Genomic DNA, 14,340 nt, shown 5'->3' with positions numbered 1-14,340 from the left:
CGCGGGTCAGAACAGCCCCTCGATGCGCCCCTCGGCGTCGAGGCGGATGTTCTCCGCCGCCGGCACGCGCGGCAGGCCGGGCATGGTCATCACCTCGCCGCAGATCGCCACCACGAAGCCCGCCCCGGCCGAGAGCCGCACCTCGCGCACGGGCAGGGTGTGGCCCGTCGGCGCGCCGAGCTTCGCGGGGTCGGCGCTGAAGGAATACTGCGTCTTGGCGATGCAGACGGGCGCATGGCCGAAGCCCATCGCCTCGAAGCGCGCGAGCTTCGCCGCCACCGCCTCGGGGATCGCGACACCCTCCGCGCGGTAGATCTCGCGCGCGATGGTCGCGATCTTCTCCGCGAGCGGCATCGCGTCCGGATAGAGGGGGGCGAAGCGCGCCTCGCCCGCCGCGATGCGGCGCATCACCGCCTCGGCGAGCCCCACCGCGCCCTCTGCGCCATCCGCCCAATGGGTGCAGAGGATGGCCTCCGTGCCCAGTTCCGCCATTGCCTCGCGCAGGGCGGCGATCTCGGCCTCCGTGTCGGAGGTGAAGCGGTTGAGCGCGACCACCGGGGGCAGGCCGAACTTGCGCATGTTCTCCACATGGCGCGCGAGGTTCGCCACGCCGCGCCGCAGCGCCGGCACATCCTCGCGCCCCAGATCGGCCTTCGCCACGCCGCCGTGCATCTTCAGAGCTCGGATGGTCGCGACGATCACGCAGGCGTCGGGCGCGAGGCCGGCGAGGCGGCACTTGATGTCGAGGAACTTCTCCGCCCCCAGATCCGCGCCGAAGCCCGCCTCCGTCACCACCACGTCCGAGAGGTGCAGGGCGAGCTTCGTCGCCATCACGCTGTTGCAGCCATGCGCGATGTTGGCGAAGGGCCCGCCATGCACCAGCGCGGGCGTCCCCGCCAGGGTCTGCACCAGGTTGGGCGCCAGCGCGTCGCGCAGCAGCACCGCCATCGCGCCATCGGCCTTGAGATCGGCCGCCGTGACGGGTCTGCGCTCGCGCGTTTCGGCCACGATGATGCGCCCCAGCCGCGCCTGCAGGTCCGCGAGGTCCTCGGCGAGGCAGAAGGCGGCCATCACCTCGCTCGCCACCACGATGTCGAAACCGTCCTCGCGCGGGAAGCCGTTGCCCGTCCCGCCCAGCGACTGCACCACATGGCGCAGCGCGCGGTCGTTCATGTCGATGGCGCGCCGCCAGGAGATGCGCCGCGCGTCGATGCCAAGCGCGTTGCCCCAGTGGATGTGGTTGTCGAGCATCGCGGCCAGCAGATTGTTGGCCGCGGTGATGGCGTGGAAATCCCCGGTGAAGTGGAGGTTGATGTCCTCCATCGGCACCACCTGGGCATGCCCGCCGCCCGTCGCCCCGCCCTTCACGCCGAAGCAGGGGCCGAGCGACGGCTCGCGCAGCGCGATCATGGCGCGCACGCCGATGCGGTTCAGCGCGTCGCCGAGGCCCACCGTGGTGGTGCTCTTGCCCTCGCCCGCCGGGGTGGGGTTGATGCCCGTCACCAGCACGAGCCTGCCGCGCGGGCGCTCGCGCGCCACCCGCGCCGCGAAGTCGAGGCCGACCTTCGCCTTGAACTTGCCGTAGGGCTCCAGCGCCTCCTCGGGGATGCCCGCGCGCTGGGCGATCTCCCGGATGGGCCGCAGCGTGGCGGCGCGCGCGATCTCGAGGTCGATGGACATGTCCCCTCCGGCTCCCGTTCCGCGCGCGGCATGGCACCCCGCGCGGCGATGGACAAGGGCGGGGGGCTCTGTTGTCCTGCCCCGCAACATGAGCGAGCACGCATCACCCCCCGCCTGGCACGCCCTGAGCGGCGCGGAGGCGCTGGCCCGCCTCGCCGCGCGCCCCGAGGGGCTGAGCGCGGCCGAGGCCGCCGAGCGTCTGGCGCGCCACGGCCCGAACCGCCTGCCCGAGCCGCCGCGCCCGGGGCCCCTGCGCCGCTTCGCCGCGCAGTTCGGCAGCCTGCTCGTGCAGGTGCTGCTGGCCGCGGCGGCGGTGGCGCTGCTGCTCGGGCACCCGCTGGATGCCGTGGTGATCCTGCTCGTCGTGCTCGCCAATGCGGGGATCGGCTTCGTGCAGGAAGGGCGGGCCGAGCGCGCGCTGGCCGCCATCCAGGGGCTGCTCGCGCCGCGCGCCGCCGTGCTGCGCGAGGGGAGGCGGATCAGCCTGGACGCGGCCGAACTCGTGCCCGGCGACATCGTGCTCCTCGAGGCGGGAGACCGTGTGCCGGCCGATCTGCGCCTGCTCGACGCGCCGGGGCTGCGGGTGGACGAGGCGGCGCTGACGGGCGAGAGCGTGCCCGTCTCCAAGACCGCCGAGGCCGCGCCGCCCGACGCGCCGCTGGCCGCCCGCCCGGGCCTGGCCTATGCCGGCACCCTGGCCGCCGCGGGGGCGGGGCGGGGCGTGGTGGTGGCCACCGGCGCGGGGACGGAGCTCGGGCGCATCGGCGCGCTGGTGGCCGGGGTGGCGGAGACGAAGACGCCGCTGCTGCGCCGGCTCGACGCCTTCGGCACGCGGCTGACCCTCGCCATCCTCGGCGCCGCGGCGGTGGTGTTCCTCCTCGCCTGGGCGCTGCGCGGCTGGGCGGCGGGCGAGGCCTTCCTCGCCGTCATCGGCCTTTCGGTCGCGGCCATCCCCGAGGGGCTGCCGGCCGTCATCACCATCACCCTCGCGCTCGGCGTGCGGCGCATGGCCGAGCGGCGCGCGCTGACGCGCCGCCTGCCGGCGGTGGAGGCGCTGGGCGCCGTCACCGTCATCTGCTCGGACAAGACGGGCACGCTGACGCGCGGCGAGATGAGCGCGCTGGAGGCCGTCACGCCCGCCGGCGCCTGGGCCGCCGAGGGCGAGGGCTATGCGCCCGAGGGCCGCGTCGCGCCGCGCGCGCCCGGCGCCGATCCGGCCGCGCTCGCCGCCCTCGCCCGCGCCGCGCTGCTCTGCAACGACGCGGCGCTGCGCCCCGGCCCCGATGGCTGGCGCGCGGAGGGCGACCCGATGGAGGCCGCGCTGCTCGCCTTCGCCGCGCGCGCGGGGCTCGGCGAGGCGGAGGCCGCGCGGCACCCGCGCCTCGCCGCCGAGCCCTTCGACGCCGCCACCCGCCGCATGGCGACGCTGCACGCCGCACCCGGCGGGGGCGGGCTGCTCTGCGTCAAGGGCGCGCCCGAGGCGGTGCTGCCCCTCTGCCCCGGGGCCGACCGGGCGCGCTGGGAGGCGGAGGTGGCCCGGCTCTCCGGCGAGGGCCTGCGCGTGCTCGCCTTCGCCGAGGCTGAGGCCCCGGCCGAGCCCGCCGCCCTGCCCGCCGCGCTCGCGGCGGGGCTGCGCTTCCTCGGCCTCGTCGCGCTGCTCGATCCGCCGCGCGCCGAGGCGGAGGCGGCGGTGGCGGAATGCCGTGCGGCGGGCATCCGCGTGAAGATGATCACCGGCGACCACCCGGCCACCGCCGCGGCCATCGCCCGGCGCCTCGGCATCCCCGGGGCGGAGCGGGTGATGACGGGGGCCGAGGTGGCGGCGCTGGACGAGGCGGGGCTGGCCGCGGCGGCACCCGAGGTCGCGGTCTTCGCCCGCGCCGCGCCGGAGGACAAGATCCGCCTCGTCGCCGCGCTGCAGGCGCGGGGCGAGATCGTCGCCATGACGGGCGATGGCGTGAACGACGCGCCCGCCCTCAAGCGCGCCGATGTGGGGGTGGCCATGGGCCGCGGCGGCACCGAGGCCGCGCGCCAGGCCGCCGCCATGGTGCTGACCGACGACAACTTCGCCTCCATCGTCGCCGCCGTGCGCGAGGGGCGGACGGTGGGCGACAACATCGCCAAGGTCATCGCCTGGACGCTGCCCACCAACATCGGCGAGGCGCTCTGCGTGGTGGGGGCGGTGCTGCTCGGCCTCTCGCTGCCGGTCAGCGCGGCGCAGCTTCTGTGGATCAACACCGTCACGGCCGTGGCGCTCGGCCTCACCCTCGCCTTCGAGCCGGCGGGGCGCGGGGTGATGGCCCGCCCGCCGCAGCGGCCCGACGCGCCCATCCTGCCCGCCGCCACGGTGCGGCGGATGCTGCTGGTGGGCGTGCTGATCGCCGCCATCGCCTTCGCGGGCTTCGAGGCGGCGCTTGCGGCCGGCGAGCCGGTGGAGCAGGCGCGCACCATGGCCGTGAACCTGATCGTGGGGCTGGAGATCGCCTACCTCTTCACCGTGCGCGGGGCCGAGGAGCCCGCCTTCAGCCCCGCCCCCCTCGCCGGCACGCCCGCGGTCTGGGCGGGGGTGGGGCTCGTGGTGCTGCTGCAGCTCGCCTTCACCTACGCGCCCCCCTTCCAGGCGCTGTTCCGCACCGCGCCCATGGGCCTGCTGGACTGGGCGATGGCGCTCGGCGCCATGGGCGGGTTCTGGGCGGCGATGGAGGCGGTGAAGGCGCTGGGCGGAAGATGGCGCTTCGCGCCGCGGCCCGGCCGGTCCAGCATGGGCGGGGAGAACGGAGGAGAACGTCCATGACCGCACCGCGCCGCGCCCTGCTGGCCGCCCCTGCCCTGCTGCTCGCCCCGCGCCTCGCCCGCGCCCAGTCCCAGGACTGGCCGACGCGGCCCGTGACCATGCTGATCCCCTTCGTCGCGGGCGGCCCCTCGGACATCACGGGGCGGCTGATCGCGGCGCGCGCCGGGGCCGCGCTCGGCCAGCCCATGGTGGCCGAGAACCGGCCCGGGGCGAATGGCGCGGTGGCCGCCCAGGCGCTGGCCCGCGCCGCCCCCGACGGGCACACGCTGATGACGGGCTCCATCGGCGTCTTCGCCATCAACCAGGCGCTGCGGCCCAACCTCGGCTACGACGCGCTGCGCGACTTCGCGCCCGTCACCCTCGCCGTGACGACGCCCAATGTGCTGGTGGCGAACCCCCAGCGCATGCCCGCCACCGACGCGCCGGGCACGCTGGCCTGGCTGCGCGAGAACGGCGCGCGGGCAAGCTATTCGACCTCCGGCGTCGGCTCCTCCGATCACCTGACGATGGAGCTGTTCAAGCTGCGCACCGGCACGGAGGCGACGCATGTGCCCTACCAGGGGGGCGCCGCGGCCGCGACGGCGCTGATCGCGGGCGATGTGCAGCTCAGCTTCCAGAATCTCGGCACGGTCGCCCCGCACATCGCCGCGGGCCGGCTGCGCGCCATCATGGTGACGAGCGCCGAGCGCCACCCGCTGATCCCCGAGGTGCCCACCGCCATCCAGGCGGGGCTCGCGGATTTCGTCGTCACCTCCTGGCAGGCGGTGATGGCGCCCGCGGCCGTGCCCGCGCCCATCCTCGCGCGGCTGGAGAGCGTCTGCCGCGAGGCGCTGCGCCACCCCGAGAGCGTGCAGCGCCTCTCGGCCATCGGCTTCGACGTGGTGGCCTCCAGCGCGGCGGAATACCGGCGCTTCCAGGAGGCGGAGGTGGCGCGCTGGCGCGAGGTGGTGCGCGCGGCGAACATCCGGGCGGAATAGGCGCGGCGCGCGCGCCACAGGGCCGCGCGAAGCGTCCAAACCCTTGATTCATGTCAAAGTCGGGCGCCCTCCTCCGCGCGTAGGGGACGAGGAGCGGCGCGACGCCGCGTGAGGGAGTTTCGAGATGCGTACACTGGGGATCCTGGCCGGGGCCGCGCTGCTGGCCAGCACCGGCCTCGCCTCCGCGCAGGAGGTGCGCGGGCTGCGGGCGGGCGACCTGATGGTGGGCTTCGGCGCGGTGGGCGTGCTGCCGACCAACGGCGGCCGCGTGGGCGTGATCGGCGGCACGCCGGAGGCGAGCAACAGCGCGAGCCCGCTGCTCGACTTCACCTATTTCTTCACGCCGAACTTCTCAGCCAACCTGATCGCGGCCACCACGCACCACAATGTGCGCGTGCGCAACTCCGCGCTCGGCAATGTGAGCCTCGGCCATGTCTGGGCGCTGCCTCCCACGCTGACGCTGCAGTATCACCCGATGCCCACGGCCCGCTTCAGCCCCTATGTGGGCCTCGGCCTCAACGTCACCTGGTTCTACGGCAATGGCGGGGGCGCGCCGGGGGTGGTGAACCGCGTGCGGCTCGACCCCACCGTGGGCGTCGCGCCCTCCGTCGGCTTCAACTACGAGATCGCGCCCAACTGGGTCGCGAACCTCGACCTGAAGTGGATCCTGATGCAGCCGGACGTGAGCGTGAACAGCGGCGCGATCCGCGCGCGGGCGGACATCAACCCCTTCGTGCTGGGCGCGACGCTGCGCTACCGCTTCTGAACGACGCCGCGCGGGGGCGGGCCTCGCCCCCGCGCCAGCCCGCCCCGGCCGCGGGCATCGACAGCGGCGATGCGCCCACTAGGCTGGGCGCATGGCCGGCACGCGCACCACCGCCGTCATCGTCGCCTCCGCGCTGTTCATGCAGAATCTGGACAGCGCGGCGGTGGCCACCGCCCTGCCCGCCATGGCGCGCGATTTCGGCGAATCGCCCGAGCGGCTGGGGGTCGCCGTCACCTCCTATCTGGTGGCGCTGACCGTCTTCATCCCTCTCAGCGGCTGGATCGCCGACCGTTTCGGCGCGCGGCGCGTCTTCCTGCTCGCCATCGCGCTGTTCGGCACCGCCTCGGCCGCCTGCGGGCTGGCGCAGGGAATCGGCGGGCTGGTGGCGGCGCGCGTGGCGCAGGGCATGGCCGGGGCGATGATGGTGCCGGTGGGGCGGCTCCTGCTGCTCTCGGCCACGCCCAGGCAGGAGATGCTGACGGCCATGGCCTGGCTCACCATGCCCGCCATGCTCGGGCCCATCACCGGCCCGCCGCTCGGCGGGCTGCTGACGGACAGCTTCGGCTGGCGCAGCGTGTTCTGGATCAACCTGCCCGTGGCCGCGGCGGGGCTGGTGGCGGTGGCGTGGAAGATCGCGCCCCTGCCCCCCGCCGCACCCGGCCCGCCCGATCTGCGGGGCCTTGGCCTCGTGGGGGGTGCGCTCGCGCTCTCCATGGCGGGGCTCGAGACCATCGGGCGCGGCGTGCTGCCGCACCCCTGGCCGGAGGCGCTGCTGGCCGGCGGGCTCGGGCTCGGCGCGCTCGCCTGGCGGCATTGCCGGCGCGCGGCGAACCCCGCGCTCGACCTCGCGCTGCTGCGCTTCCCCTCCTTCCACGCGGCGACGGTGGCGGGCAGCCTGTTCCGCGCGGGGGCGGGGGCGGTGCCCTTCCTGGTGCCGCTCATGCTCCAGGCGGGCTTCGGCTGGAGCGCGACCGAGGCGGGCTTCCTCGCCTTCGCCACCGCGCTCGGCGCCTTCGCCATGAAGCCGCTGGCGCGCCCCATCCTGCGGCGCTGGGGCTTCCGCAGCGTGCTGGCGGCGAACGGGGTGCTGGCCGCGGCGGGCATCGGGCTGGCCGCGCTGTTCGGGCCGCATTGGCCGGCGGCGGCGATGTTCGCCGCCCTCGCGCTGGGCGGGCTGTTCCGTTCGCTGCAGTTCACCGCGATGAACACGCTGGCCTTCGCCGACATCCCGCGCGAGCGGCTCTCGGCCGCCACCTCCTTCTACGGCACCGCGCAGCAGCTTCCCCCCGCCATCGGGGTGGTGATGGCCACCGGCGTGATGGAGGCCGCCCGCCACCTGGCGGGGCGCGAGGCGCTGGCGATCGGCGATGTCCAGTGCGCCTTCCTCGCCGCCGCGCTGGTCGCGCTGATCGCCGCGCCGCTGGCGCTGCGCCTGCCGCGCGATGCGGGGGCGGAGATCAGCGGCCGGGGCTGATGCGGCCGGCCGCATGGCCGCCGCTCCCGGCGCCGCAGCCCTGCCGCGCGCCGCCGGCCGCTGGACGCGCCCGGCCCGAGGGCGTAACCGCGACCGCCATGCTGGAGCACGCCGACCTGATCCCGCCGCGCCCCGCCCTGCCCGCGCGCTTCGGCGGCACGCTCGCGCTGCTGCGCACCTCGGCCGAAGACATGCTGCGCTTCTTCCCCGAGACGGGATTCCGCCACCGGCTGATCCCGATGCGCACCCTGCGCCGGCGCCTCGTCGTGGTGAACGATCCGGAGCTGGTGCGCCAGGTCTTCGTGCTGCACGCCGCCGAGCACGAGGCGAAGAGCCCGCATTTCCGCCAGGCGCTGGCGCCCGTGATCGGCGATTCCATGTTCCTCAACTCGGGCCGCGTCTGGGCCGAGCGGCGGGCGGTGATCGCGCGGCTGATCCACCCCTCGCGCACCGCGATGTTCCACCCGCTCTTCGTCGAGGGGGCGGAGGCGCTGGCGGCGCGCTGGCGCGGCCGGGTGGATGTGGCGCGCGAACTCGCGGCCGCCACCGCGCTCGCGGTGATGCGCGCGCTGTTCCCCCGCACCGCCCGCGAGGCCGATGCGGCGGCGCTCGCCGCCGCCTTCACCGCCTATGAGAGCCGGGTGCTGGCGGTGGATTTCGCGCATCTGCTCGGCCTGCCCGAGCGGCTCTCGGGCTGGCAGATGCGCGCCGCGCGCCGCCACGCGCGCGAAATCCGCGCGCTGTGCGCCGCGGCCATCGCCCGCGCCGAGCCCGATGAGGGCGGGCTCTTCGCCGAGCTCAAGGCCGCCTTCGACTCGGCCGGCAGGCCTCTGCTCGACGCGGAGCAGCTTCTCAACGAGGTGGCGATGCTGCTGCTCGCGGGCAGCGAGACCTCGGCCAATGCGCTGACCTGGGCGCTCTATCTCGTCGCGCGCCATCCGCCCACGCTGGCCGCGCTGCGCGCCGAGCACGCGCGGGTGCTGGGCGGCCGTGCGCCCGGCTTCGGCGATCTCGCCGACCTGCCATTCACCAAGGCGGTGACGCAGGAGGCGATGCGACTCTACCCGCCCGTGCCCTACCTCTCGCGCGAGGCCGCGGCGAGCCTGCGCGTGGGCCAGGTCACGCTGCATCCGGGCGATACGGTGATGGCCCTGCCCTGGCTGCTGCACCGCCACGAGCAGCTCTGGGAGGCGCCGCACGCCTTCCGCCCCGAGCGCTTCCTGCCCGATGCGCCGCGCAAGCCGCCGCGCATGGGCTACATCCCCTTCTCCATCGGCCCGCGCGTCTGCGCCGGGGCGGCCTTCGCCCAGGCGGAGATGACGGTCTTCCTCGCCGTGCTGCTGCAGCGGCTCGACTTCGCCGCGCCGGCCGGGGCCGAGCCCATGCCGCGCGCGCGCCTGACCACCCGCCCGCGCGGCGGCATGGTGCTGGAGGCGACGCCGCGCGGCGGGTGAAACAGGGCACATGAAACTCCGGCAAGGTGGCGCGGCGCGAGGCTGCGCGCCCCGCCCCGCCCGTGCCATCCTTCCCGGCATCAAGCCCGGCATCGAGGAAGGACACACGGCATGTTCCGGCGCTGGCTCGCTCCGCTGCTGCTGCTTGCGGCCCTGATCGCGGCCCCTCCCGCGGGGGCCTTCGACCTCCCCGGCCTCGCCGCCGATTCCCAGAACTACCGCGCCGCGCTCGAGCGGCGCTTCCCCGCGGGCGGGACGGCGCAGCAGCGCCAGCAGGCCGAGGCCCGCGCGCAGCAGGCCGAGCGGGCGAACAACTGGCCCGCCGCCGCCCAGGCCTGGGAGGAGCGCGCCGGCATGGGCGAGGCGAGCGCCGCGCAATGGCTCGCCCTGGCCCGCGCCCAGCTCCGCCGCAGCCCGCCCGAGGCGCAGCGCGCCCTCTCCGCCGCCTGGCAGGCCTTCATGATGGTGCCCGCCGGCCCGCCCGAAATCCCCTCTCTGCTCGTCATCGCCGAGGCGCTGGGCCGGCTGGATCGCCCCCAGCAGCAGATCGCCGCGCTGGAGGCGGTGGTGCAGCGCAACCCTGCCGAGCCGCGCTTCCAGCGGCAGCTCGCCGAGGCGCGCCGCGCCGCGGGGCTGCTGGTGGCGCGCCTCACCACCGAGCCGGAGGCCGAGCCGGCCCGCGCCTGCCTCGGCTTCACCGTGCCCCCCGCCCGGCGGCAGGACTGGAACCCCGCGGACTGGGTCCGCGCCGACCCGCCCCTCCCCGGCCTCGCCGTGACGCGCGAGCGGGACTTCCTGTGCATCGCCGGGCTGCCGCACGGGCGCAGCACCCGCATCCTGCTGCGCGCCGGGCTGCCCGGCGAGGAGGGGCTGCGCCTGCATCGCGACACGGCGCTGACCATCGCCATGCCGGACCGCGCGCCGCGGCTGGTCTTCGACTCGCGCGCCTTCCTCATGCCCGCCACCCGCGCCGAGGCGCGCGTGCCGCTCGCGCTGATGAACGTGAGCGCGGTGGCCCTGCGCATCGTGCGCATCACCGAGCGCAACCTCGTGCCGCTCTCGCGCGACTGGCGGCTGGGCGAGGCGCTCGATTTCTGGATGGCCGACGAGTTCCACGAAACCTGGGGCCGCGTGGTCTGGCAGGGCAGCCTGGAGGTGCCGCCGGGCGAGGCAAACCGCTTCCAGCGCCTCTCCGTCCCCGTGCCCGAGGCGGTGCGCGCCGCGGGGCCGGGGCTCTACGTCATGGTCGCGCGCGCCGCCGACGGCGCGCCGGGCCAGCACCGCACCGTCACCGCGCAGCCGCTCATCCTCACCGATCTCGGGCTCACCGCCTGGCGCGGGGAGGGCGGGCTCGCGGTGCAGGCGCGCCGCCTCTCCGACGCGCGCCCGGCCGAAGGGGTGCGGGTGGCGCTGATGGCGCGCAACAACGACATCCTGGCCGAAGCCGCCTCCGGCCCCGATGGGCTTGTGCGCTTCCCCGCGCCCCTTCTGCGCGGCGAGGGGCCGATGCAGCCCGTCGCCCTGCACGCGATGACGGAGAGCGACCTCGTCGCCCTTGATCTGGAGGCCGCGGCCTTCGACCTCTCCGACCGCGGCGCGGAGGGCAGGCCGCACCCTGGCCCGCTCGACGCCTTCCTCTGGCTCGACCGCGGCATCTATCGCCCGGGCGAGACGGTGCAGGCCATGGCGCTGCTGCGCGATGGCGGCGGCGCGCCCTCCCCCCTGCCGCTGCGGCTGCGGCTGCGCCGGCCCAACGGCCAGGTGGCGGCCGAGCATGTGCTGCGCGACGGCGGCCACTGGCCCATCGCGCTGCCGCCCTCCGCCCCCGCCGGGGCCTGGCGCATCGAGGCGCTGGCCGACCCCGCCGCACCCCCGGTGGGCGAGATCAGCTTCCGGGTGGACGCCTTCCTGCCCGAGCGGCTGGCGGTGGAGGCCGGCCCCGCGCCGGGGCCGCTCACGCCCGGCCGGCCGCTCGCCATCCCCGTCACCGCGCGCTTCCTCTACGGCGCGCCGGGGGCGCAGCTCCAGGGCAGCGCGGAGCTGCGCCTCGTCACCGTCCGCTCCCCCTTCCCCGAGCTGGCCGGCTTCCGCTTCGGGCTGGAGGAGGAGGGCTTCGCGCCCGATCTCATCACCCTCGATCTGCCCGAGACCGATGCGGATGGGCGCAGCACCCTCTCCCTCGCCCTGCCACGCGCGCCCGACACCACGCGCCCGCTGCGCGGCGAGCTCACCGTGCTGGTGGAGGAGCCGGGCGGCCGCGCCTCGCGCGCCAGCCTCGACATCGCCGTGACGGCGCAGCCGCGCCTCATCGGCATCCGCGCGCCGGAGGCGGTGGATGCGGGGGGCGAGGCCGGCTTCGAGATCGTGATGACCGACGCCGAGGGGCGGCCGCAGCCCGGCGAGATCGCCTGGCGCCTGCTGCGCGAGCGGCCGGACTGGCGCGTGGTGGTGCGCGGCGGCGCCCCCCGCTACGAGACGATCTGGACCGATGAGCCGGTGGATTCCGGCACCCTGACCCTGGGCGCCGGCCCCGCCCGCCTCGCCCGCACCCTGCCCTTCGGCCGCTACCGCTTCGAGGCGCAGCAGCAGGGCGGCATGGCCCTCGCCTCGGTGCGGCTGCGCGCGGGCTGGGTGGCGAGCGAGAGCGCCGAGACCCCCGACAAGGTGGATGTGGCCGCCGACCGCCGCGCCTATGCCCCGGGCGAGACGGTGCGGCTGCGCATCACGCCCCCCTTCGCCGGCCGGGCCGCGCTCGCCATCCTCACCGACCGGCTGATCGCGCTGCGCGAGCTGGAACTGCCCGAGTCCGGGGCCGAGGTGGAGCTGCCCGCGGACCCCGCCTGGGGGGCCGGGGCCTATGTGGCGGTCACCGTGTTCCGGCCCGGCGAGGCGGCCAGCATGCCCGGCCGGGCGCTCGGCCTCGCCTGGGTGCAGATGGACCCGGCGGCGCGCCGCCTCGCCCTCACCCTGGGCGGGCCGGAACGCGCCCGGCCCAACTCGCGCGTCGACATCCCGGTCGCGGTGCAGGGGGCCGGGGGCCCCGTGCGCCTGACCCTCGCCGCGGTGGACGAGGGCATCCTGCGCCTCACCCGCTTCGCCAGCCCCGATCCCGTCGCGCATTACAGCGGGCGGCGTCGTCTCGGGGTGGACATCCGAGACGATTACGGCCGGCTGATCGCCCCGCCCGAGGGGGCGGCCGCCGTGCTGCGCCAGGGCGGCGACGAGATGGACGGGCTGGCGGCGCTGGCCCCGCCCCAGCGCGTTGTCGCGCTGTTCTCGGGCGTGGTGGAGACGGATGCGGATGGGCGCGCCCTCGTCCCGCTCGATCTGCCCGATTTCGCGGGCGAGCTGCGCCTGATGGCCGTGGCCTGGACCGGCGAGCGGACGGGGGCCGCCGCGCGCGCGCTGACCGTGCGCGACCCGGTGCTGGCCGAGCCGCTGCTGCCGCGCTTCCTCGCGCCCGGCGACGAGGCGCAGGCGGGGCTGCTGCTGCACAATCTCGAACTCCCCGCGGGCGAGGTGGCCGTCAGCCTCTCGGCGGAGGGCGCGATCCGCCTCGCCGGCCCGGCGCGGATCGCGGCGCGGCTCGCCACCGGTCAGCGCGCGGAGCCGCGCATCGGCCTCATCGCCACCGGGCCGGGCGAGGGGGTGCTGCGCCTCTCCGTCACCGGCCCCGAGGGCTTCAGCGCCAGCCGCGAGGCGCGCCTCGCCGTGCGCCCCGCCCGGGGGCTGGCCACCGCGCTGAGCCTCATCGACATCCCGCCCGGGGGCGAGGCGCGGCTCGCACCCGACGGGGCGGGCTTCCTGCCCGGCTGGCGGGCGGTGGCGCGGCTCGGCCCGCCCGTGCGCTACGACGCGGAGGGGATGCTGGCGGCGCTGCTCGCCTTCCCCTTCGGCTGCGTGGAGCAGAGCGCCTCGCAGGCGCTGGCCCTCGCGGCGGCGCTGAACGAGGGCAGCCCCGTGGCCGAGCGCGCGCGGCTGCAGCGGGCGGTGGAGGCGGTGCTGGCCAAGCAGCGCTTCGACGGCGGCTTCGGCCTCTGGTCCGCCCAGGGCGAGGCGGAGCCCTGGGCCTCCGCCTATGCCGTGGAGGCGCTCTGGCGCGCCCGCGCCGCCGGGGCCGCCGTGCCGGAGGCCGCGCTGGAGTCCGCGCTCGCCCATCTCGCCGAGGCGCTGGAGGAGGGCTCGCCGAGCCGGCCCGAGGAGTTCGCCGCCCAGGCCGCGCGGCTGCATGCCCTCTCGCTGGCCGGGCGGCACCGGCTGGGCGCGGCGCGCCGGCTGCTGGAGCGGCTCGAGCGGCTGCCCACCCCCCTCGCCCGCGCCCAGCTCGCGGCCAGCTTCGCCCGCGCCGGGGACATGGAGCGGGCCGAGCGCGCCTTCGCCGCCGCCCTGGCCGATCCCGCCCGGCGCGACTGGCTGGCCGATCACGGCAGCGCGGCGCGCGACGCGCTGGCCCTGCTGGTGCTGGCGCGCGAGGCCGGGCTGCCGGCCGCGCAGCAGCAGACGGCGCTGGAGCGCCTGCCGGGGCCGGAGTTCACCCCCGCCCTGGCCTCCACCCAGGAACAGGCCTGGGCGGTGCTCGCCGCCGCCACGCTGGGGCGCGATGGGCGTCCGGTGCGCGCCGCGCTGGATGGCCGGCCGCTTGCCGGGCGCAGCGTCGAGGTGACGGGCGGCGGCGTGCTGCGCAACCTCGGCGATGCGCCGCTGCCGATGCAGATCGCCCTCCAGGGCATCCCGCGCGAGGCCGCGCCGGCCGCCCGGCAGCAGATGAGCATCCGCCGTCGCTTCGTGGACCTGAACGGCATGGCGCTGAACCTCGACACGCTGCGCGTGGGCCAGCAATTCCTGCTGGTGCTCGATGCCCGGGCGGAAAGCGGGCAGGAGCACATGGCCATGCTCAGCCAGGGCCTGCCCGCGGGCTGGGAGATCGTGGCGCGCTACCCGGCCGGGCCCGTGCCGGGCTTCCCGGGCCTCGGCGAACTCTCCGAGGCCGATGCCCAGCCCGCGCTGGACGACCGCTTCGCCGCCGCCGTCACCTTCGCTGAGGGGCGGCGCGAAGCCCGCCTCGCCGTGCGCATCCGGGTGGTGACCGCCGGGCGTTTCGAACTCCCGGGCGCGGAGGTGCAGGACATGTACCGCCCCGCCTTCTTCGCGCGGCAGGCGGCGGGGCGCATCACCATCCAGGGCGCGCCCTGATG

Annotated in this window: 7 protein-coding genes; 6 read left to right on the top strand and 1 reads right to left on the bottom strand. The window is 76.4% G+C overall.

Annotated elements, in window-relative coordinates; all coding sequences use genetic code 11:
- Positions 1-6: 6 nt before the first annotated feature.
- Entirely contained in the window at positions 7-1,680 is a 1,674-nt protein-coding gene (locus tag H596_RS0105135) for a formate--tetrahydrofolate ligase (RefSeq protein ID WP_027283987.1), read from the bottom strand.
- 88 nt (positions 1,681-1,768) lie between these two features.
- On the opposite strand from H596_RS0105135, the gene H596_RS20165 reads away from it, so the two are divergent.
- The 6 genes from H596_RS20165 to H596_RS0105105 all read left to right on the top strand — a co-directional run bounded on the left by H596_RS20165 (position 1,769) and on the right by H596_RS0105105 (position 14,338).
- Positions 1,769-4,474, top strand: coding sequence for a cation-translocating P-type ATPase (locus H596_RS20165; RefSeq protein ID WP_084602581.1), 2,706 nt, complete (start codon positions 1,769-1,771; stop codon positions 4,472-4,474).
- Complete coding sequence (locus H596_RS0105125) at positions 4,471-5,451, top strand: Bug family tripartite tricarboxylate transporter substrate binding protein (RefSeq protein WP_027283986.1); 981 nt, start codon at positions 4,471-4,473, stop codon at positions 5,449-5,451. The genes H596_RS20165 and H596_RS0105125 overlap by 4 nt, the downstream gene beginning before the upstream one ends.
- Positions 5,452-5,575: 124 nt before the next feature.
- Positions 5,576-6,217, top strand: coding sequence for an OmpW/AlkL family protein (locus H596_RS0105120; protein WP_027283985.1), 642 nt, complete (start codon positions 5,576-5,578; stop codon positions 6,215-6,217).
- Positions 6,218-6,308: 91 nt separating this feature from the next.
- Positions 6,309-7,691 carry an MFS transporter gene (locus H596_RS0105115; RefSeq protein ID WP_027283984.1) on the top strand — a complete coding sequence of 461 codons (1,383 nt, stop codon included), beginning with the start codon at positions 6,309-6,311 and terminating at the stop codon, positions 7,689-7,691.
- A gap of 98 nt (positions 7,692-7,789) precedes the next feature.
- The gene (locus H596_RS20160; RefSeq protein WP_051212410.1) at positions 7,790-9,145 is read left to right on the top strand and encodes a cytochrome P450; all 1,356 of its coding nucleotides are present in this window, start codon (positions 7,790-7,792) and stop codon (positions 9,143-9,145) included.
- A 111-nt stretch (positions 9,146-9,256) separates the two neighbouring features.
- A complete protein-coding gene (locus tag H596_RS0105105; RefSeq protein ID WP_027283983.1) occupies positions 9,257-14,338 on the top strand; it encodes an alpha-2-macroglobulin family protein in 5,082 nt (1,693 codons plus the stop codon).
- Positions 14,339-14,340: the final 2 nt, after the last annotated feature.

The sequence above is a fragment of the Rubritepida flocculans DSM 14296 genome, assembly GCF_000425365.1.
Classification (GTDB): domain Bacteria; phylum Pseudomonadota; class Alphaproteobacteria; order Acetobacterales; family Acetobacteraceae; genus Roseococcus; species Roseococcus flocculans.
This window is presented reverse-complemented; position numbering and strand designations above follow the sequence as displayed.